This window comes from Youngiibacter fragilis 232.1 (assembly GCF_000495435.3).
Taxonomy (GTDB): domain Bacteria; phylum Bacillota; class Clostridia; order Clostridiales; family Clostridiaceae; genus Youngiibacter; species Youngiibacter fragilis.
Genome location: NZ_AXUN02000176.1, coordinates 1 through 20855, shown reverse-complemented (window position 1 = coordinate 20855; position 20855 = coordinate 1). Strand labels below are relative to the sequence as shown.

Genomic DNA, 20855 nt, shown 5'->3' with positions numbered 1-20855 from the left:
ATATATGTTGACCTGTATACTGGCGAACCCCTGTTTACGAGTCTCGACAAGTTTGATTCCGGATGCGGATGGCCGAGCTTCACAAAGCCGATAGTAAGGAATGTTGTTGAATCTGACCAAATATGGTAACATAGGCGTACAAATAGTAGTTGTCCTCCTTTAGGTTATTTGTAGTTTGTCGTGATTCCACAATAAACCAACAATGGGGATTAAACTACTATTTTTTTGCGTAAAAAAAGCCTCTGTCAATTCAAGAGGCATAAGTATAGAATTGAGTTAAGGAACTATCGCGTAGCGATTTTGTTCAATTGATGAAAAAGGACTGAAAGGAGAGAAACACTTGGAAAATGGATTGAAGGCAGGAATCAAGGGAGCTCTGAAGATGACAGTTACAGAAAATGATACTGCGGCTGCGCTTGGTTCCGGAAACATCAGCGTATTCTCGACTCCTTCGATGATAGCGCTCATGGAGAAGACATCAAGGCTCAGCGTTCAGGAGCATCTGGACAGCACTAAGACCACGGTAGGGACAAAGGTCTCCATATCACATCTGAAGGCTTCACCGGTGGGAAGTGAGGTACTGTGCGAATCGGTTCTTACGGCGGTTGATGGAAGAAGGCTTGAGTTTACAGTGGCAGCCTGGGTCGACGGTGAAAAGATCGGCGAAGGTACCCATGAGAGATTCATAGTCGATGAGGTCAAATTCCTTTCAGCAGTCTACAAGAAATAGGAGGACTAGAATATGAAGAGCGACATTCAGATAGCCCAGGAGTGCAGGATGCTCCCCATAAGAGACATTGGATCCTCACTCGGACTTTCAGAGGATGACCTTGAATATTACGGGAAATACAAGGCTAAGATATCCCTTGATGTACTTTCTGAAAGGGAAGGCAGGGAGGACGGCAAGCTGATTCTTGTGACTGCGATAAACCCAACACCTGCGGGTGAAGGGAAATCAACTGTTACAGTTGGTCTTGGCCAGGCACTCAACAGGCTTGGGAAGAAGACTGTGATAGCGCTGAGGGAGCCATCCATGGGGCCGGTATTCGGTGTCAAGGGTGGAGCGGCAGGTGGAGGCTACTCCCAGGTAGTTCCCATGGAGGACATCAACCTTCATTTCACAGGTGACATGCATGCGATAACCTCGGCAAACAATCTGCTTGCTGCAGCCATAGACAACCATGTCCATCAGGGAAACGCTTTGGGTATTGATATCAGGAAGATAACCTGGAAGAGGGCGATGGACATGAATGACAGGGCTCTGCGAGATGTCGTAGTCGGCCTTGGCGGAAAGCCGAACGGATACCCCAGGGAAGACGGATTCATGATAACAGTTGCGTCTGAGATCATGGCCATATTATGCCTGTCCACATCCCTAATGGACCTCAAGGACAGGATGGGAAGGATAGTAATTGGCTACGACCTGAAGGGGGATCCTGTGTACTGCAGGGACCTCAAGGTAGAGGGAGCGATGGCACTTCTCATGAAGGATGCCATAAAGCCTAACCTTGTCCAGACATTGGAAAATACACCTGCCATAATACATGGCGGGCCTTTCGCCAACATCGCCCATGGCTGCAACAGCATACTTGCGACAAGGACAGCGCTGAAGCTTGGAGAATATGTGATAACTGAGGCTGGCTTCGGAGCTGACCTGGGTGCGGAGAAGTTCCTTGACATCAAGTGCAGGTTCGGAGGCCTGAAGCCTAAGGCTGTAGTCATAGTTGCAACCATAAGGGCACTTAAGCTTCACGGCGGTGCAAAGAAGGCTGACCTTTCACATGCTGATCTTGACTCGCTGGCAAAGGGAATTGTCAACCTCGAGAAGCAGATAGAGAACATTCAGGGCTTCAGGCTGACGCCTGTAGTGGCACTCAACAGATTTGCAACTGACAGTGAGGAAGAGATTGCCTTCATCAAGGAATTCCTTGCAGGAAAGGGTATCGAAATGGCCCTTACAGAGGTATGGGAAAAGGGTGGAGAAGGCGGACTTGACCTTGCAAGAAAGGTAATTGAGGCTGCAGACAGGATGGAAGGCGACTATGAAGTTATCTACGATACAGATTCGCCTCTGAAGGAAAAGATAGAAACGATCGTAAGGAAGATATACGGCGGAAACGGAGTTGCCTATGCGGCAGCTGCCGAGAAGCAGATACAGGACCTTGAGAAGTTCGGCCTGGACAGGAAGCCTATATGCATGGCGAAGACACAGTACTCACTGTCTGACAATCCAAAGCTTCTAGGAAGGCCTGAAGGTTTCGAGGTAAAGGTAAATGAGGTAAGGGTATCAAACGGGGCTGGATTCATAGTATGCCTGACGGGTGATATAATGACCATGCCGGGACTGCCGAAGGTGCCTGCTGCTGAAGTCATGGACATAGATGAAAGTGGTAATATAGTAGGATTGTTCTAGATGATAAAAGGGACCTTTTCAGGTCCTTTTTACATGCGATTTGAAAACAAAGTTGGAAAAACATGGAATATAGTGTTAAGTTTTGAGAAAATATTTGCCGTGGTTGGTAAAAGTGCCTGATTTACTTGACAATTAGTGAATCCTTGCTAAAATTATATTGTTAAAAACAAATGACATCTATATGCACTGAGATAGACATAGCAGCTTTTTCGAGCTGCTTTTAGATTTATATTGGGGAGGATGCGGTATTTTGATACTCTTGGTCGACGTTGGAAATACCAACATAGTTATAGGTATTCACGATGGCAATGATATCATTGCTGATTTCAGGCTGGCAACAGATTCTAAGAAAACGTCAGATGAAATGTCCATACAGGTAGTTGAACTGTTCAGGATGAACGGCATTAGCGTATCGGACATAACAGGGGTAATCATCTCATCGGTTGTCCCGAACGTCATGTATTCCCTTGAGAACATGATAAGGAAGACATTCAATATCCATCCTATGATAGTAGGTCCGGGACTTAAGACTGGCATGAACATAAAGACTGACAATCCGAGGGAAGTCGGAGCTGACAGGATAGTTAATGCGGTGGCTGCATATGAGAAGTACAAGAGAAGCATGATACTTGTTGATTTCGGAACGGCTACCACCTTCGATGCGGTAAAGGGCACTGGTGTGTATATAGGCGGAGCGATCCTTCCAGGAATAAAGATAGCTGCTGATGCACTCTTCGAAAGGGCTGCAAAGCTCCCGAGGATCGAGCTTGTGACACCTGAGAAGGTAATTGGGAAGAATACTGTAACCTCCATGCAATCCGGAATAGTCCTAGGCTATATCGGAAGCATTGAGTACATAATCAAGTTGATGAAGAAGGAAATGATGGAAGAGGGCGAGGAAGAGCCGCTTGTAATAGCTACTGGAGGATTGTCCAGGATGATATACAATGGTACAGACTCGATCGACCTTCTGGAACCGGGACTGACCCTGGAGGGACTGAAGATAATTTATGATAAGAATAGGAAAGAAGACCGTTGATACCAGGGTATTCCTGGCACCGATGGCTGGAATCACGGACATCTCCTACCGCGAGATAGTGATGGACAGGGGCTGCACCATGGCATTCACTGAAATGGTGAGCGCCAAGGCACTTCATTATGGAAGCGAGAATACGAGGGAGCTCCTGAGGATCTCAGACAAGGAGAAGAACATCGCTGTCCAGCTTTTCGGAAGCGAGAAGGACATCATGGCAAGGATGGCTGCGAAGCTCAGCGAAAATGAGGACATAGTGCTCATCGACGTGAACATGGGCTGCCCTGCTCCAAAGATAGTTAAGAACGGCGAAGGCTCGGCCCTGATGCAGGACCCGAAGAAGGCAAGTGAGATCATCAGGGAGATAAGGAAGGCCACGGACAAGCCCGTCACCTGCAAGACCAGGAGAGGCTTCGGCATGGGTGATGAGACCGCACTTGACTTTGCAAAAAGGATGGAGGATGCTGGAGCCGACATGATCACAATCCATGGAAGATTCAGGGAGCAGTACTACACCGGCAAGTCAGACAGGTCCATAATAAGGAAGGTCAAGGAAGCCCTTTCCATACCTGTAATTGGGAACGGCGACATATTTACAGGGCAGGATGCCCTGGACATGTTCAATGAGACGAATTGCGACGGGATAATGGTTGCAAGGGGAGTTCTTGGAAATCCATGGATTTTCGAGGAGATTGAAAGTGCGCTTCAAGGCAAGGATTACCGAAGGCCGGAGCAGGATGAGGTCATCAGTATGGCAATCAGGCATTACAGGAATGCCATAAGGCATGACGGTGAACGCAAGGCTGTCAGGGAAATGCGGAAGCACCTTGGATGGTATCTGAAGGGAATGAAGAACAGTACGGACCTGAAGGTAAGGATCAACACGGAAGAGGATCCTGAGGTTGTAATTCATCTTCTTGAGGAATATAGAGAATCAATGATGTCCAAGGTGATAGCATGATTTGACTTAAGATGTCAGCTGAATTATAATATTAAATTAAATGGAAATAGAGGGGAGTAAGAAATGAGCGAGGCTAAAAAGTACATCATGACTTACGACGGTGTGAGGAAGCTCGAGACAGAACTCGAATACCTCAAGACTGTCAGAAGAAAAGAGATAACAGAGAAAATCAAGGTGGCACTGGGATATGGGGACCTGAGCGAGAACTCGGAGTATGATGAGGCAAAGAATGAGCAGGCCTTCGTAGAGGGCAGGATCGGACAGCTTGAAAACATGCTCAAGAATGCGAGCGTCATAGACGAGAGCGAAGTATCCGTTGACAGCGTAAGCGTCGGATGCACAGTCAAGGTATATGACTATGAGTTCGAAGAGGAAGTTGAGTACGGCATAGTAGGTTCCACTGAGGCTGATCCGCTTAACTTCAAGATCTCCAATGAATCTCCGGTAGGAGCTGCCCTTATGGGACATAAGGTGGGAGACGAAGTCGTTGCTGAGGTACCAAACGGTACGAGCAAGTTCAAGATCATAGAAATAGGAAGAGAGTAGGTGCGATAATTGTCTAATGAGGAAATGAGCCTCAAGGAGCTGCAGGACAATCTGTCCGAGCAGGAAGCCCTTAGAAGGGAAAAGCTGAAGGAGCTGCAGGAGCAGGGGAAGGATCCTTTTGACGTATACAAGGTCGTCAGGACGCATAATTCCAAGGACATCAAGGAGAACTTTGCATCCCTTGAAGGCGTGGAGATAACCACTGCCGGAAGACTCATGAGAAAAAGGGTCCAGGGCAAGGCGGGATTCTCCGACATCCACGACAGGGAAGGCAAGCTTCAGATCTATATCAAGCTTGACAATGTCGGCGAAGAGAAGCTCAAATTCTTCAAGACGCTGGACCTCGGCGACTGGATAAGCGTCAAGGGCACAGCCTTCGTAACAAAGACCGGTGAGATCACCCTCGAGGTCACTGACTTCGAGCTCATATGCAAGTCACTCAAGCCACTGCCAGACAAATGGCATGGTCTTAGCGACCCTGACATGAGATACAGGCAGAGGGAAGTTGACATCATCTCCAATGAGGTGGTTAAGGAGACTTTCATAAAGAGAACAAGGATAATCAGAGAGATAAGGTCGTTCCTCGATGAGAGGGGATATCTTGAGGCTGAGACTCCAATACTCTCCCCTATAGCAGGAGGAGCAGCTGCAAGGCCGTTCATAACGCACCATAATTCCCTTGATATAGACATGTACCTCAGGATCGCTACGGAGCTCTACCTTAAGAGGCTTATAGTGGCAGGATTCGAGAAGGTCTATGACATGGGCAAGAACTTCAGGAATGAAGGTGTAGACTACAAGCATAATCCGGAATTCACCATGATCGAGCTGTATGAGGCCTATGCCGACTACAACGACATGATGGTCCTTACTGAGGAGCTTGTCTCATCAGTAGCGCAGAAGGTTCTTGGAACCACTGTTATAAACTACCAGGGAACCGAGATAGACCTGACTCCTCCATGGAACAGGAAGACCATGGTCGAGCTTGTAAGGGAGTATGCAGGAGTTGACTTCGATGCCATAGGCAGCGATGAGGAAGCCCATTCTGTAGCAAAGGCTCATCACCTTGCAGACGAATTCAAGAAGGACCTGAAGGATACCACCAAGGGCGACATCCTGAACGCAATGTTCGAGAAGTATGCCGAGGAGCATCTGATACAGCCTACCTTCGTATGTGACTATCCTGTTGAGATTTCTCCTCTCACAAAGAAGAAGAGAGGAAATCCGACTTTCACCGAAAGGTTCGAAGGGTTCATATTCGGAAGGGAGATATGCAACGCATACTCGGAGCTGAATGACCCTGTAGTCCAGAGGGACAGGTTCAACCAGCAGGCGAAGGAAAGGGATCTGGGAGACGATGAGGCATACATGATAGATGAAGAGTTCATGAGCGCCCTCGAGACCGGAATGCCGCCTACAGGCGGACTTGGAATAGGAATAGACAGGATCGTTATGTTCCTCACCGATTCACATTCAATAAGGGACGTAATACTGTTCCCGACGATGAAGCCTTAATATTTTTGATTTGAATATCATACATGCAAAGGGACCACTGGATTTTCAGGGGTCCCTTTGTCATATCGCTTAATTTCACAAAATTGGCGATATTTTCAGAATCAGGTTAAGCAATTACAATATTTATTGATACATGACTACAGCGGCAGGATACTTAAGAGATAGACCTGATAGGATCATTTCTATATGGAGTGTCTGAAGTCATCAATATAGTGAGGTAGATCCATTCGAGTCATATCTTTTCAGAGCGTGAACAAGTGATGGGGAGAAGCCACTCAATATCACAGAGTTGACCTGTGCTTCTTGTCATGCCGTCATGACCGTGCTGTCAAGGCAGCCAGTAATAAACGGGTATAAGGAAAGTCAAAGAGCGCTAAGGTTGTAGTTTTTATATAACAAGCAAAAACACTGGATACAATAAATTAGGGATATTTTGGCAAATTAGAGAAACCTCTGACAGTAAAGAAATGACCGGGGAGTATACTCTCTTGCCAAGAATCTCTTGAATCTCTTGTCTTCAATCATCAGAGTTTCAATAATAGTGACAATGCGATACAATTATTACGAAAAAGTGGTCTCAAGACCAAAAAAGCGGAATGGAGATAATCGATGAAGATCAATAGAGATGGATACTTAGATAAAATCAGATTGCGCGAGAAAAATGGGATGATAAAGGTAATCACTGGCGTTAGACGAGTAGGGAAATCCTACCTGCTCTTTAACATTTTTCTGAATGATCTGCTTGAAAGAGGGATTGCACGAGACCATATTATAGATATTCCGCTGGATGATATTGAGTATGAGGAATTGCGAGAATCACATGCATTATATCGATTTGTAAAATCAAAGATCATAGATGATAAACAGTATTATGTTCTTTTGGATGAAATACAATATGTTCCAAGGTTTGTGGATGTGATGAATAGTTTCCTGCATATTGAAAATCTGGATGTGTATGTAACCGGGAGCAATTCGAAATTCGTATCTTCGGATATTCTAACAGAATTTCGTGGAAGAGGTGATGAAATCAGAGTATATCCGCTCTCATTTGCTGAATTTATGACTGTGTATGATGGATCCGAAGTAGATGGTTTGAATGAGTATATGACTTATGGTGGGCTGCCGAGAATTGTGTCCATGAAGACAGATGATCAAAAATCAAAATACCTAGAAAATCTGTTTAAGGAGACATATATTAAGGATATCATTGATCGTAATAAAATTAAGAATACAGGTGAGTTTGAGGATCTTGTAAATATTCTTGCTTCGGCGATAGGTTCACTTACAAATCCTAAAAAGCTTGAGAACACATTCCAATCAGTAATGAAAAGTACGATTACTGATAAGACCATCAAGACATATATAGATTATCTTAAGGATGCATTTCTGATAGATTTGGCTATCCGGTACGATATAAAAGGAAGAAAATACGTAAGTACACCAATGAAAATCTATTTTGTCGATACCGGACTTAGAAATGCAAGACTGGGATTTCGACAGATTGAGGAGTCTCACCTTATGGAGAACATGATTTATAATGAGTTGAAGGTCAGAGGATTTTCAGTGGATGTGGGCCTGATTGAAACCCGCGAGGTTGATGAAAATGGTGCAAAAAGAAGGAAATCACTGGAAGTGGATTTTATTGCCCATAAAGGTAATAATAAATACTATATCCAGTCGGCGTTTGCCTTACCGGATACTGAGAAAAAAGCACAGGAAGAACGTCCGTTATTAAATATAAATGATTCATTTAAGAAGATTGTCATTATTGGTAATCAAATAAAGTTAAAGCGTGATGAAAATGGAATTGCAACATTGGGTATCAGAGAGTTTCTCTTAAAGGAGAACAGCCTGGATTTATGAAAGAAGCAGACAGCTGAATTGTGAATAGAAAGGTATTATTAATAGTCCAATAGATGAGAAACTATTCATTATTATTGGATTCAGTATTATTTGAAGTATTCAGTTAGTATGCCATTAGCTTCACAAGGGGATTGAAAAATATTCCAGAACATTTCGGAGAGAAAGGCCGCAATTTGAGAAACTAACCAGTACTATTATCAATTCTGGAAAGGATTCTGACAGGCATAGAAGAATAGGATGTAGTCTTGTGAAAATCCGACACTTTATAGTTGTGCTTGCCAGGATTGAATAGCTTCGGGATTACCGAAAAACCAAGAAATACTCAGTGAAGACAGAAAATTAGGAAAGCTAAGATCCCTTGTTATGAACAGGTATCTTAGCTTTTCGCAACCCCAACACGGCGAGTGAAGAAGGATGATTATTCTTCTAAATCCGGTTCGGTCGGTACCAGATGGAAGGCAACATATCCACAGTGGCTGCATACTGAAGCAGTAAGCCTTATTGGCTCTTCAGTACCTGAACCTCTCGTCCTTTTCGCTACCTTAAGTAAAGAGAAAGGATATGAGTCTGTGATTCTTGACATGTCAAGGTACGGTACGTAGCCTTCACTCATTTCTGAAGAGCATTCTGGGCAGGTTCTTGCCATAGTATCCTCCTAATCATTTGGAAACCTTCTCAGGCTTCCTTCAGGGAATGTCCACTGGGGAGTAATCAGCTCGCCTTTCTCAAGTATGTACCAGGGACTGATTTCAGGATGGGAGAGATTTCTCAATACCTGTGTCTCCTGTGCCGGCATGTAGCTTTGAGCGAGCATGAAATACCTGGTCCCGGTCATTTTGTCTTCAGCCATGTCGACCACTATCACCGCATGCCCTGGTGACCCGGCAACAATGAAGACATCTCCGATCTCCATTTCCATCATGTCGACCTCTTCAAGCTGCTTCTTAAGGGAGATTGTACTGGCATATGAATGGACAACATCCATGTACCGTCTGAAGCTTGAGTATGAGATGTCGTTGCTCGGACCTGCTGCCCAGGATGCATTGTTTCCGTTAAGTACTACTTTCCTGCCGCTTGACCACGTCTTGAAGTCGCATTTGAATCCGCTTACGAAGTTGAAGGAGATCTTGCCATATTCCCCTCTGGAATAATGGTACTCACCCTTCAGCCGCATTATCGCATCTGCGCACTGTTGAAGGTTCCTTTCCGTGATGTCCTGGTCTATAACTGAGATGTATGCAAAGTCTGACTTCTCCCTGCCGTCATAGTAAAGCGCTTTTTCTCCAAATGGCTTCAATTCCAGGTTCCTGAGGTATTCAGCGAAAGAGCCGGGAGCGACATTGATTCGTTCAGAACCCTCAGGTGGCAGGAACCTTTCAAGGATGGTTGTCCCATCTTCCTTTATGATTTCAGCCTTCTCTGCCTGGATTGACTCCGTAGGTTCAGAGGGAACTGTCTTATCAGTTCCAGCAGCATATCCGCATGCGGGCAGGATGATGGCTGTAGTGAGTATCATTATGACCAGTTTTAGCTTTTTCACCGCTTTCCTCCACTGTAGAATTAAAATTATATTTACCTCAATTATAACCAGCAGCAGAGTGAGAGTTGTTACATTTCAGAGAAAGGATTGATTTGCATTACAAATGTCATAAAAATAACACATGAAATCCTATACAAAAAGCGTTGACAACGTTTAGCACTCGTAATAAACTAAAGAGGACAAAAACGAACATTAAAAAACATATTAGAACAAAAGGAGACATTAGCGTGCTGGCAAAAGAAAGATTGTCAATGATGTACAAGATGATCCTAGCAAATAGTTCGGTAACTATAGAAGAGCTGTCTCAGACTTTCGATGTGACTCCGATGACAGTCAGGAGGGACCTGGAGAAGCTGAGTGACATGCATACCAATGTAGTCAGGTGTCATGGAGGAGCGATGCTCGCGACAGAAGTTAATATTGAGGAAAACTTTGAGAATAAAAGGGTACTCAATGTTGATGACAAGGCAAGGATAGCTTCAAAAGCCTTCAGTATGATCAGCGACCACGACACCATTTATCTTGACGCGGGTACAACAATCCTTGAGCTTGCAAAGCTAATAGCGGTGTCGAACTTGTCACTTACAGTTGTGACCAATGACCTTGCCACTTCACAACTTCTTATTCCCAGCAAATCAGAAGTTCTGCTTACTGGTGGAACAATACAGAAGTCCACAGGCTGCCTTGTGGGAAGCATCGCTGAAGAGATGATTTCAAAGATGAGATTCAAAGTTGCTTTCATGGGGGCCACAGCAATCAATGAAAGCTTTGAGGTACTCACTCCATCCATAGAGAAGAGGACGATGAAGCCTGCTGTGCTGAGAAGTGCTGCGAAGAGCTACCTGTTGGTAGATGAGGATAAGTTTGGCAAATACTCGACCTATGTCATCTACAGTTTGAAGGACTTTACTGGTGTAATAACAACTAGGGTATTTTCGAAGACTGAAAAAAATGAAATGGAAGAATTTGGCGCAAGGATAATCGAAGTTTAAGTTGGATTTTGGATGTCTGCTGCAGAGACATCTCAGATTATAAATCAAAAAAATGGAGGCTATATAATGATAACAGGATCAATGCTACTTGTGATTTTTGTAGTGGCAATAGCAGCACTTCTTCTTAGCATCATCAAATTCAAGGCAAATCCATTCCTAGCACTTATGGGGGTATCGATTTTAACAGGTCTCATGGTAAGGATGCCTCTTCCGGATATCGCATCAAATATTTCCAAGGGTTTTGGAAACACTATGGGTGGAGTTGGCATAGTGATTGGTCTTGGAATAATCCTTGGACAGGTACTTGCTGAATCAAGAGCGATTAATGCAATAGCAAATGGAATGCTCAAGACAGTCGGATCAGCAAGAGCGAATCTTGCGATAAACATATCCGGGTGGCTCATATCAATCCCTGTTTTCCAGGATGCCGCTTTTGTAATCTTCATGCCTCTTGTCCGACAGATACAGAAGTCGACAAAGAAACCTCTTGTTGCCCTTGTTACAGCTCTGGGAGTTGGAACAATCGCATCGCATTCGATGATTATCCCTACTCCGGGACCGGTAGCGGTTGCTGGAAACATGGGAGTGAATATTGGATCATTCCTATTTTACTCTCTGATTGTTTCACTTCCAGCTACATTGATTGGTGGGGTGCTTTATTCAAAATTCCTTGAAAAGAGAGCAGATAAGAACGCATATCTGCCAAAGGCTGACCATGAGGTTGCGGTTGACAACAGACCGATGCCTACAATGAAGCTCTCACTTTCTGTACTTCTATTCCCCCTTCTTCTTATACTTGTAGGAAGCATAGCGGCAATGATCCTGCCTAAAGAGAATGCAATAAGACCGATATTTGCATTTTTCGGAGATAAGAACATAGCGCTTTTCATTGGAGTTATTGTTGCATTCCTTGCTTTAGGAAAATATTTTGACAAGAGCACTGAAACAGTGATAAAAGAAGCTACTATATCAGCGGGCCTTATATTCCTCATAACTGGTGCAGGCGGGAGCTTCGGTACTGTCATCAACACAAGCGGTATTGGACAGTATCTTGTGGATACTCTTACAAACATGAATGTTTCAATAATTGTGCTTGGATTCATACTAAGTCAGCTACTGAGGGCTGCACAGGGATCTACTACTGTTGCCCTGGTCACAACATCCTCAATACTCGGACCTCTTGTTGCGGGTACAGCAGCATCACCAGTTCTCGTTGCTCTTGCGATATGCGCTGGAGGTATAGGCGTATCTCTACCAAATGACTCTGGATTCTGGGTTCTTTCAAATTACAGCGGTCTTAGCGTACAGGATACAATAAAGGCATGGACAGTCGGAGGAACAATTGTTGGTGCAAGTGCTTTTATGATAATAATGGCCTTGAGTGCAATGCCGTTTCTACCTGGTTTATAATCAATGCATGGCAAGGGATATCCTCCCTTGCCATAATGCAAGATAAGATTATACCAATGGGAGGAATATAATGATTATAAGACATAGCGAAGAGATGAAAACAATACTGATGGAAAAAATGAGGGGCGGCACTGGTACGGTAACAGTCAGGCATCTGCTTAATCCTGATGAGATGCTGGGAAAGGGAAGGCTTTTTGCGGAAAATATTCTTCCACCCGGGGCCTCAATTGGTCTTCATCCTCATCATGGTGATATTGAGGCATACTATTTTGTTGAAGGAAATGGCGTGTACTACAACAATGATGAAAGGTTTGAGGTCAGGCCTGGCGATCTTACTCTGGTTGATGACAATGATTCACACAGTATTGAGAACACGGGTGATGGAGTATTGAGATTCATAGCTCTTATACTGTTCACAGGAGAGAATAAATGAAAAAAGTGTATATAATCCAGACAAGTCTTGTATCTCATGCGGAGCTTAATTCATTATTCAAAGAACTTGTTCCCGATGCCAAGGTCTTCAATATTGTTGACGACAGCCTTCTTCATGATGTAATGGCTAATGGGGGGCTCACTGAAAAGGTGATAAGCAGGATGTGCAAGTATTTTGAAGCTGCAGCACAGAACGGTGCCGACCTTATCTTCAATCAATGCTCATCTGTCGGGGAGGCTGCGGATATAGCTGCAAACCTTGTGAACGTTCCGGTGGTCAAGGTTGATGAAGCCATGGCTGAAGAGGCAGTAAGGCTTGGGAGAAGGATTGCTGTTGTCGCGACAGTAGCAAGTACAATGAAGCCGAGCTGCAACCTTGTAAGAAGAAAGGCGATAGAGTCAGGCTTGGAAGTTGAGGTTATAGAGTATCTGGTGGATGGCGCCCTGGATATACTTATGAAAGAAAACAACAGAGAAAAGCATAATTCACTTGTCCTGGAAATGGTTAGAAAGGCTGAGAGGGAGTGCGACGTCATTGTACTTGCGCAGGGAAGCATGACAGTACTTCTACCAGAACTCAAGGACATTAAAAAACCTGTATTTACCAGTCCCAGGCTTGGTGTAATTAAAGCGAAAAACGTTTTGGATGGAGGAAAAAATGAGTAAGATCGGATTTATAGGTCTAGGAATAATGGGAAATCCCATGGCTAGGAACATGGTGACTAAAGGGAGCGAACTTCTGGTTTTTGATATTGCAGAGGCTGCAGTAAATGGCTTGGTTGAGGCTGGAGCAAAAGCTGCTACTCTAAAGGAAATAGGGGAATCCTGTGATGTAATCTTCACCATACTGCCCAATGGCAGCATAGTAAAGGATACATTGTTCAAGGAAACCGGAGTGGCTTCGTCAATAAAGCCAGGTACCATAGTCGTGGACATGAGCTCAGTAACACCTGTTGAATCAAGGTATTGTTATGAGAACCTCAAGAAGCTAGGTGTATCATTTCTTGACGCACCGGTAAGTGGAGGCGAACCTAAGGCGATTGATGGAACCCTATCGTTCATGGTTGGTGGAGATGAAGACGCATTCAAGGCTGCACACCCTTTCATGATGCAGATGGGTGCTAATGCGGTTCTGGTAGGCGGTTCAGGAAGTGGATCCGTGACCAAGCTTGCAAACCAGATAATCGTGAACCTTAACATATCAGCACTTGGTGAAGCTCTCGTGTTCGCAATGAAGGCTGGAGTAGACCCGGAAAAGGTATTCCAGGCAATAAGGGGAGGACTTGCGGGCAGTGTAGTAATGGAAGCTAAGGCACCAATGATCATGAACAGGAATTTCAATCCGGGAGGCAAGCTGTCTATTAATCACAAGGACATAAAGAATGTTGTGAATACTGCGCACGAACTGGATATTCCAGTTCCGATGTCCGCACAGCTCTTTGAAGTGATGCAGGGACTCAAGGTGAGAGGGCTTATGGATGATGACCATGGTGCCATTGTGAAGCATTTTGAACTGCTTGCTGGAGTGGAAGTCACGAAAGGCGGGGAATAGGATGGAAAAGCTTTCGCTTGATGTGCTCATGCAATACGAGCAAGTGGATTCAGCTGAAGTATCAAAGGCAGCATTGGAAGCTCTCAACCAGCTTGACAGAAAGATTGTTGTTCTTGATGACGACCCTACTGGGGTACAGACAGTCCATGATGTTTCTGTTTACACCTCATGGGATGAGGAAGCGATGACTGCTGGCTTCAGGGAAGATAACAGCATATTTTTCATCCTGACTAACTCAAGAGGATTCACGAGAGAAGAAACTGCAAAAGTTCACAGGGAAATTGCAGCTACACTTGCAAAGGTATCGGAGGCTGAGGGGAAGGACTACATACTCATCAGCAGGAGCGATTCCACAATGAGAGGGCACTACCCTCTTGAGACAGAAACGCTCAGGGAGACCATTGAAACTGTATCAGATAAAAGATTCGATGGTGAGATCATCTTCCCATTCTTCAAGGAGGGTGGAAGATATACGATAAATAACATCCATTATGTCAAAGAAGGCGATATGCTAACTCCGGCAGGTGATACGGAGTTTGCAAGAGATAAGAGCTTCGGGTATAAAAGTTCACATATCGGAGAATATGTAGAGGAAAAGACAGGTGGAAGATTCACGAAGGAAAGCTGCACTTATGTCAGCCTTGAGGACCTGAGAGAACGGAATATAGAAGGTATAACAGCCCAGCTTATGAAGGTCGAGGGATTTAACAAGGTAATTGTCAATGCTATCGATTATGTGGATGTCAAGGTATTTGCTGTCTCACTGGTTGAAGCTGTAAAGCGCGGCAAGGAATTCATGTTCAGAAGCGCTGCCGCTGTTACGAAGGTTCTTGGCGGAGTAAGTGACATGGCGCTGCTTTCAAAGGAAAGCCTTATTGAAAAGGAAAACACCAATGGTGGGATAGTCCTGATTGGATCACATGTAAACAAGACTACACAGCAGTTCGAGGCTTTGAAAAAATGCAGTGCACCGCTTGAGTTCATTGAATTCAATCAGCACCTGGTACTTGTTGAAAATGGTCTGGAAGGTGAAGTAGAGAGAGTAATCTCAAAAGCTGAAAAGAACATCAGGTCAGGTAAGAGTGTAGTAGTCTATACGAGAAGAGAAAGGTTCGACCTTGATACTGATGACAAGGACAAGCAGCTTATGGTCTCGGTGAAGATATCGGATGCCGTGACTTCCGTAATTGGAAAGCTGTCAATCCGCCCTAACTTCATCATTGCCAAGGGAGGGATCACTTCCAGTGACGTAGGGACAAAGGCGCTTGGGGTAAAGAAGGCTTTGGTAATGGGACAGATAAAGCCTGGAATACCTGTCTGGATGACAGGAGAGGAGAGCAAGTTCCCGAAGATGCCGTATATTATTTTCCCAGGCAATGTGGGAGAAATCGACACTTTAAAGGAAATCGTAGACTTGCTGTCATAGGTGGATCATGATAATCAATTTAAATGAAGCTTTCAAAAGGCAGAGTAACCTTGTTGCATTCAATTTCTTCAACATAGAGACCATATCTGGAATTCTCGATGCTGCACAGGAAAAGGACAGAATAGTCATCCTGTCATTCGGTGAAAGCTATATGGAACATACTCCTATTGAGGTTGCTGCAGCGATGGCATCTGAATATTCTAAGCTGTACAAAAAACCATTCGTTCTTCATCTCGACCATGCTACCAGGATGGAGACGGTTGAGAAAGCGTTACACCTTGGATTTTCATCAGTAATGTTCGATGGTTCAAAACTCACCTTGGAAGAAAATATATTCAATACAACTATGGCAGTACAGCATGCAAAGCGATTTGGGGCCACCGTTGAAGGTGAACTTGGATATCTTAACAATGAAGATGGAAGCGATGAAATTGAACTTGTATATACCTCTGTTAAAGACAGCCTGAGGTTTGTAAGTGAAACAGGAGTGGATGCACTGGCTGTAGCGGTCGGGAATGCCCACGGAATATACAAGAGCAAGCCATCAATAAATGTGGACAGGATAAAGGAAATTCATGCTTCCGTAGGAGTACCGCTGGTACTGCATGGGAGTTCGGGCATCCCGATGGAAGTCCTTGCTCAGTCATTTGAAGCTGGCGTAGGAAAGATAAATGTAAATACAGAGCTGGCACTTGCAGGTTGCAGAGGCACCAGGGAATATATGGACAGCTTTGGTGAGAATCCAAGATTTGAAAACGCCATGAGAATGGCGAGAGTGGAAATCAAAAAAGCAGCTATGGAGTTTCTGGATTTATAGAAAACGAGCGGTTCGCAAAATGCGAACCGCTCGTTTCAATTATCTCATCCTGATATGTACTTCCTTAAGCTGTTTCTCAGTTGCTTCTCCTGGTGCTCCGAGAAGGAGGTCCTGTCCGTTGGAGTTTAGCGGGAAGGCTATGACTTCCCTGATGTTCTCGTGTCCTGCCAGCATCATGACTATCCTGTCAACACCTGGTGCCATGCCTGCGTGTGGAGGCGCTCCATAGGAGAACGCTGTATAGAGGGCTCCGAATTTATCCTTGAGCACATCTTCAGAGTAACCTGCTATGCTGAAGGCTTCCTTCATTATGTCTGGTCTGTGGTTCCTTACTGCGCCTGATGAAAGCTCTATGCCGTTGCACACTATGTCATACTGCCATGCCTTGATGGTTAGCGGGTCATCATACTTCAGTGCATCCATTCCTCCCTGAGGCATGGAGAACGGGTTGTGTGTGAAGTCTATCTTGCCTGTTTCCTCATTTGTTTCATACATCGGGAAATCCACAATGAAGCACATCTCAAACTTGTCCTCCTGAAGGAGTCCGAGCTCAGTGCAGAGCTTTGTCCTTATCTGGCCGGAGAACCTGTCAACCTTGGCCTTCTTGTCTGAGATGAAGTATACCGTGTCTCCGTCCTTCAAGCCGCACATTTCTATAAGCTCGGCTTTTTTCTCATCTGAAAGGAACTTGTCTATAGGCCCCTTGAATGATCCTTCGGAAAGTGTGAGATATCCAAGACCCTTCATTCCGATTGCTACTGCGTAATCGAACATGTTCTCGAAAAATGAGCGGGACATTCCAGAACAGTTGGCCTTGATCCCCCTTACTGGCTTGCCCTTGAAGGGTGCGAAATCAACGTCGAGGAAGAAATCCGTGAGGTCATCTATGAGCAGGGGATTCCTGAGGTCAGGTTTGTCAGTACCATACCTCAGCATGCTTTCCTCAAATGGTATCCTTCTGAAAGGCGGCTTTGAGACCTCCTTGTCCGAAAACCTGGTGAATGTGCTGTACAGAACTGATTCAGCAACCTGGAATACATCCTCCTGGTCTGCGAAAGCCATCTCGAAGTCAAGCTGGTAGAATTCACCCGGCGACCTGTCGAGCCTTGCATCCTCATCCCTGAAGCATGGGGCTATCTGGAAATACCTGTCGAAGCCTGAAGCCATGAGGAGCTGCTTGAACTGCTGGGGTGCCTGGGGAAGTGCGTAGAATTTGCCTCTGTGCTTTCTGCTTGGTACCAGGTAGTCCCTTGCACCCTCTGGTGAGGACATGGTAAGTATGGGGGTCTGCATCTCCAGGAATCCCATTTCCTCCATCTGATGCCTCAGGTGGCTTATTATCTTTGACCTCAGCACCATATCCCTGTGGACAAGGGGATTCCTGAGGTCAAGGAACCTGTACTTGAGCCTCAGCTCTTCTCTGGTATCCCTGGACCTTGCAGGCTCGAAAGGCAGGGAAGCGCTGCAGGAGGAAAGGAGGGTTATGGAATCCGAATGGACCTCTACTGTTCCTGTATCTATCTTCCTGTTGACTGTCTCTTCATCCCTCATTACCACTTTCCCTGTGACTGAGACGACAGATTCCTTGTGTATGCCGTGGATCTTGGTCTCATCATGAAGGACGACCTGTGTTATGCCTTCCTGGTCTCTCAGGTCGATGAAGATGACTCCTCCGTGGTTCCTTATGGTGTCGACCCAGCCTGCAAGCGTTACCTCCTTGCCGATGTCTGACTGTCTTATTGAATTGCAGTGTGTTGTCCTGAAGCTCTGCATTATTTTATCCTCCTGTCATTTTTGGTACGAAAAAGGGGAATACAATATCATGTATTCCCCGGGACGGGAATCCTCATCCCGCGGTGCCACCCGAATTAGCCTTAAGGCTCACTCAAAATATCAAATTGCTGACCCTTGGAGTGTTCCCCGTACGCTACTCTCATGATTGCGCTTTCAGTCTTTGGCGCCATCTCCCTGTGATGATTTCCATGCGAACGGAGTCTCTTCGGTTTTACAGGAGCGTTACTCCCATCTCTTTCATTTCCCTTATCATGCTTTCCGGCCATATGGAGCACTGTACCTCTCCGATATGGTATTTCCTAAGAAGGAACTGGCAGATCCTTGACTGGCCTATTCCGCCACCCATTGTCTGGGGGAGCTCGCCTGATGACAGGGCCTTGTGGAACGGAAGCTCAAGCCTGTCCGATGCTCCGGCCTTATCAAGCTGTACTGAGAGAGTCTGCGAGTCAACCCTTATTCCCATTGAAGAAAGTTCCAGGACATCGTCGTGTACAGGATTGAAGAAGAGGAGGTCTCCGTTAAGTGACCAGTCGTCGTAGTCAGGAGCCCTGCCGTCATGCTTCTGTCCGTCAGCAAGCAGGTCGCCGATCCCGATAAGGAAGTAAGCTCCTGTCTTTATCGCATATTCCCTTTCCCTCTCCTTTGGAGTGGTTCCGGGATACATTGCCAAAAGCTCCTCTGTGGTTATGAATGACAGCGAGTCTGGCAGTATTGGCTGTATGAATGGATACTTTGCATGAAGCATTGCTTCGGCATCCTTGAATATCGAGTATATTATGCTTACGGTGGACTTAAGTGTATCCAGATCCCTTTCACCGGAGCCTATGATCTTTTCCCAGTCCCACTGGTCCACATATATGCTGTGGATCTTGTCCAGGTCTTCATCCCTTCTTATAGCGTTCATGTTTGTATAGAGCCCTTCACCAAGGGTGAAGCTGTAGTCCTTCAGGGCCTTCCTCTTCCACTTAGCCAGTGATTGGACTATCTCAATGTGGTTTCCTGTTGACTTCACATCGAACGATACCGGTCTCTCTATACCATTAAGGTCATCATTCAAGCCTGTGCCCATCTCTACGAACAGCGGTGCGGATACCCTGGTGAGGTTGAGCCTCTCTGAAAGCTCGTGTTCAAAGAACACCTTAATCATCTTGATCGCCTTTTGTGTTTCCTTCGGACTCATCTGTGATTTGTACAATTTGTTTTCCTCCTGAATATAAAAAATCCCTTCATCCCTATACAGGGACGAAAGGAAGGCTCTTCCGCGGTACCACCCAGCTTAACTCCATTGGAGCTCACTTTTTAAGATACAGGCATAGGTAATGCCGATATCCGACTCCGTTATCGGGGAGTTCCGGCCAGGTCTACTTGCCAGTCAAGGCTTTCCTCTGGCGGCTCTGAGATGTTCTTCTGCTATGCTCCTGCACCGGGATTACACCATCCCCGGCTCTCTTTATCATTGCACATAACATACTCTTCTCGTCAATGCCGATTATTATTTTCAATTATAAGCATTTTGTCCGTGCTGTCAACTAAAATATTGCGTGAATTTATTTGATTTTGAAGCTGATTTTGAAGCAGACTTCAAAGTCGATTAAGTTCAGTTTGCATCAATGCTATGGAAACGAGGCCCAGACCGAATATTGACAGAACAAGATATATGGTTCCATCATTTTTTCCACCTGCTCTTTCAATTTTGTCCCCCATCTTGTACATCCATACAAATCCGTATATACCACAGGTTATTAACATTAGTAGTATTGCCATGCCGCCATCTTCCTTGTCCCCAGAAAGTCTCGCGGCATCATTGTTAACTGATATTATCCAAAAGATTGTATAAATTCCACAAGTAAGTATGCTGAGTAGAATGCTTACGCCGACATTTCTTTTGACCATTTCAATTACCTCCCAGTAACTAGTCTGAAGAGAATTGCAACAAGGGACTGATTGTTGAATATCATAGGATCCTGTGTTGGAAAATATAGGAAGAGCCGAATTGTCCAAACAAGAATAAATAGGAATGATAATGCATAGAAAATCCTCTTCCTGTCAAATGCTGCACTGTATAACAGGAAAGGAACGAACATCAAAAGAGGATGATATCTTAGGGATGATTGCAAATCCAGTCTGGCAAATGCAAGTGATGCTCGGGTCAAACCGCAGGATGGGCATGGAATTCCGAAAATATTGTAAATGATGCAGGTGCCATATCCTGTCATGGTGCTTAAAATAACAATTATTGCAGGTATTGCAACATAGGGGAGTTTCTTATTTAAGGAGCTCATGTCTGTAATCAGCCTCCTCTGACTGGATTTACAATATTATACCATAAATATGGAGGTTATATTATATGATAATTACATAATGTGAGATGTGAGGGATTCAGTCCTGCAATTATTTCTATCAGAAAGATGGTAAATATATCTTACCAATGGTTATTTTTTCGGTTAATTGATAAAGTAAATTCCACTTTACAAAACTCAATTCAACTCATGTCAGAATCGGTAATTTCTTTGATGTGTATAGGCTTTTATGCAATTCAGTTAATGATTTTTGCTTTCTGA

At 44.8% G+C, this 20855-nt stretch carries 20 protein-coding genes, 1 pseudogene and 1 other annotated feature; of the genes and pseudogenes, 15 read left to right on the top strand and 6 right to left on the bottom strand.

Annotated features, from left to right (window positions below):
• From T472_RS19345 to T472_RS10000, 8 genes and pseudogenes are all read left to right on the top strand, one after another.
• Positions 1–117 (top strand): annotated as a pseudogene (locus T472_RS19345) (peptide-methionine (R)-S-oxide reductase); the annotation flags it as partial.
• A gap of 223 nt (positions 118–340) precedes the next feature.
• A complete protein-coding gene (locus tag T472_RS10030) occupies positions 341–730 on the top strand; it encodes a thioesterase family protein (RefSeq protein ID WP_023387361.1) in 390 nt (129 codons plus the stop codon).
• A 12-nt stretch (positions 731–742) separates the two neighbouring features.
• A complete protein-coding gene (locus T472_RS10025; protein WP_023387362.1) occupies positions 743–2413 on the top strand; it encodes a formate--tetrahydrofolate ligase in 1671 nt (556 codons plus the stop codon).
• A 250-nt stretch (positions 2414–2663) separates the two neighbouring features.
• The gene (locus T472_RS10020) at positions 2664–3452 is read left to right on the top strand and encodes a type III pantothenate kinase (RefSeq protein ID WP_023387364.1); all 789 of its coding nucleotides are present in this window, start codon (positions 2664–2666) and stop codon (positions 3450–3452) included.
• Positions 3427–4407, top strand: a complete 981-nt coding sequence (gene dusB / locus T472_RS10015; RefSeq protein ID WP_040907311.1) for a tRNA dihydrouridine synthase DusB — start codon at positions 3427–3429, stop codon at positions 4405–4407. The genes T472_RS10020 and dusB overlap by 26 nt, the downstream gene beginning before the upstream one ends.
• A 63-nt stretch (positions 4408–4470) precedes the next feature.
• Positions 4471–4953 (top strand): transcription elongation factor GreA, encoded by a 483-nt coding sequence (gene greA, locus T472_RS10010; protein ID WP_023387366.1) that lies wholly within the window; start codon positions 4471–4473, stop codon positions 4951–4953.
• A gap of 9 nt (positions 4954–4962) precedes the next feature.
• The gene (gene lysS, locus T472_RS10005; protein ID WP_023387367.1) at positions 4963–6468 is read left to right on the top strand and encodes a lysine--tRNA ligase; all 1506 of its coding nucleotides are present in this window, start codon (positions 4963–4965) and stop codon (positions 6466–6468) included.
• 609 nt (positions 6469–7077) lie between these two features.
• The gene (locus tag T472_RS10000; RefSeq protein ID WP_023387368.1) at positions 7078–8331 is read left to right on the top strand and encodes an ATP-binding protein; all 1254 of its coding nucleotides are present in this window, start codon (positions 7078–7080) and stop codon (positions 8329–8331) included.
• Between the two features lie 418 nt (positions 8332–8749).
• Here T472_RS10000 and T472_RS09995 read toward each other — a convergent pair whose 3' ends face one another.
• A complete protein-coding gene (locus tag T472_RS09995) occupies positions 8750–8977 on the bottom strand; it encodes a hypothetical protein (RefSeq protein WP_023387369.1) in 228 nt (75 codons plus the stop codon).
• A gap of 9 nt (positions 8978–8986) precedes the next feature.
• Positions 8987–9871, bottom strand: a complete 885-nt coding sequence (locus T472_RS09990; RefSeq protein WP_023387370.1) for a DUF4846 domain-containing protein — start codon at positions 9869–9871, stop codon at positions 8987–8989.
• A gap of 254 nt (positions 9872–10125) precedes the next feature.
• Here T472_RS09990 and T472_RS09985 point away from each other — a divergent pair, with 254 nt between their 5' ends.
• The 7 genes from T472_RS09985 (at position 10126) to T472_RS09955 (ending at position 16500) form a co-directional block, all read left to right on the top strand.
• Positions 10126–10863, top strand: a complete 738-nt coding sequence (locus T472_RS09985) for a DeoR/GlpR family DNA-binding transcription regulator (RefSeq protein WP_207643964.1) — start codon at positions 10126–10128, stop codon at positions 10861–10863.
• Between the two features lie 66 nt (positions 10864–10929).
• A complete protein-coding gene (locus tag T472_RS09980; protein WP_023387372.1) occupies positions 10930–12273 on the top strand; it encodes a GntP family permease in 1344 nt (447 codons plus the stop codon).
• A 70-nt stretch (positions 12274–12343) separates the two neighbouring features.
• Positions 12344–12706, top strand: a complete 363-nt coding sequence (locus T472_RS09975) for a cupin domain-containing protein (protein ID WP_023387373.1) — start codon at positions 12344–12346, stop codon at positions 12704–12706.
• Entirely contained in the window at positions 12703–13371 is a 669-nt protein-coding gene (locus T472_RS09970) for an aspartate/glutamate racemase family protein (protein ID WP_023387374.1), read from the top strand. Before T472_RS09975 ends, T472_RS09970 begins: the two co-directional genes overlap by 4 nt.
• The gene (gene garR / locus T472_RS09965; RefSeq protein ID WP_023387375.1) at positions 13364–14257 is read left to right on the top strand and encodes a 2-hydroxy-3-oxopropionate reductase; all 894 of its coding nucleotides are present in this window, start codon (positions 13364–13366) and stop codon (positions 14255–14257) included. The genes T472_RS09970 and garR overlap by 8 nt, the downstream gene beginning before the upstream one ends.
• 1 nt (position 14258) lies before the next feature.
• Positions 14259–15683: a four-carbon acid sugar kinase family protein gene (locus T472_RS09960; protein WP_023387376.1), complete on the top strand. Its 1425-nt coding sequence runs from the start codon at positions 14259–14261 to the stop codon at positions 15681–15683.
• Between the two features lie 7 nt (positions 15684–15690).
• A complete protein-coding gene (locus T472_RS09955) occupies positions 15691–16500 on the top strand; it encodes a class II fructose-bisphosphate aldolase (RefSeq protein ID WP_023387377.1) in 810 nt (269 codons plus the stop codon).
• Between the two features lie 39 nt (positions 16501–16539).
• Here T472_RS09955 and aspS read toward each other — a convergent pair whose 3' ends face one another.
• The 4 genes from aspS to T472_RS09935 all read right to left on the bottom strand — a co-directional run bounded on the left by aspS (position 16540) and on the right by T472_RS09935 (position 20576).
• On the bottom strand, positions 16540–18273 hold the full coding sequence (aspS, locus tag T472_RS09950) for an aspartate--tRNA ligase (RefSeq protein WP_023387378.1): 1734 nt from the start codon (positions 18271–18273) through the stop codon (positions 16540–16542).
• Between the two features lie 232 nt (positions 18274–18505).
• Positions 18506–19474 carry an aspartate--ammonia ligase gene (gene asnA, locus T472_RS09945; protein ID WP_052011799.1) on the bottom strand — a complete coding sequence of 323 codons (969 nt, stop codon included), beginning with the start codon at positions 19472–19474 and terminating at the stop codon, positions 18506–18508.
• 55 nt (positions 19475–19529) lie between these two features.
• Positions 19530–19786 (bottom strand) — a binding site (T-box leader).
• Positions 19787–19875: 89 nt separating this feature from the next.
• The gene (locus T472_RS09940) at positions 19876–20187 is read right to left on the bottom strand and encodes a DUF4234 domain-containing protein (protein ID WP_023387380.1); all 312 of its coding nucleotides are present in this window, start codon (positions 20185–20187) and stop codon (positions 19876–19878) included.
• A 5-nt stretch (positions 20188–20192) separates the two neighbouring features.
• The gene (locus T472_RS09935; protein ID WP_023387381.1) at positions 20193–20576 is read right to left on the bottom strand and encodes a DUF2752 domain-containing protein; all 384 of its coding nucleotides are present in this window, start codon (positions 20574–20576) and stop codon (positions 20193–20195) included.
• Between the last annotated feature and the right edge of the window lie 279 nt (positions 20577–20855).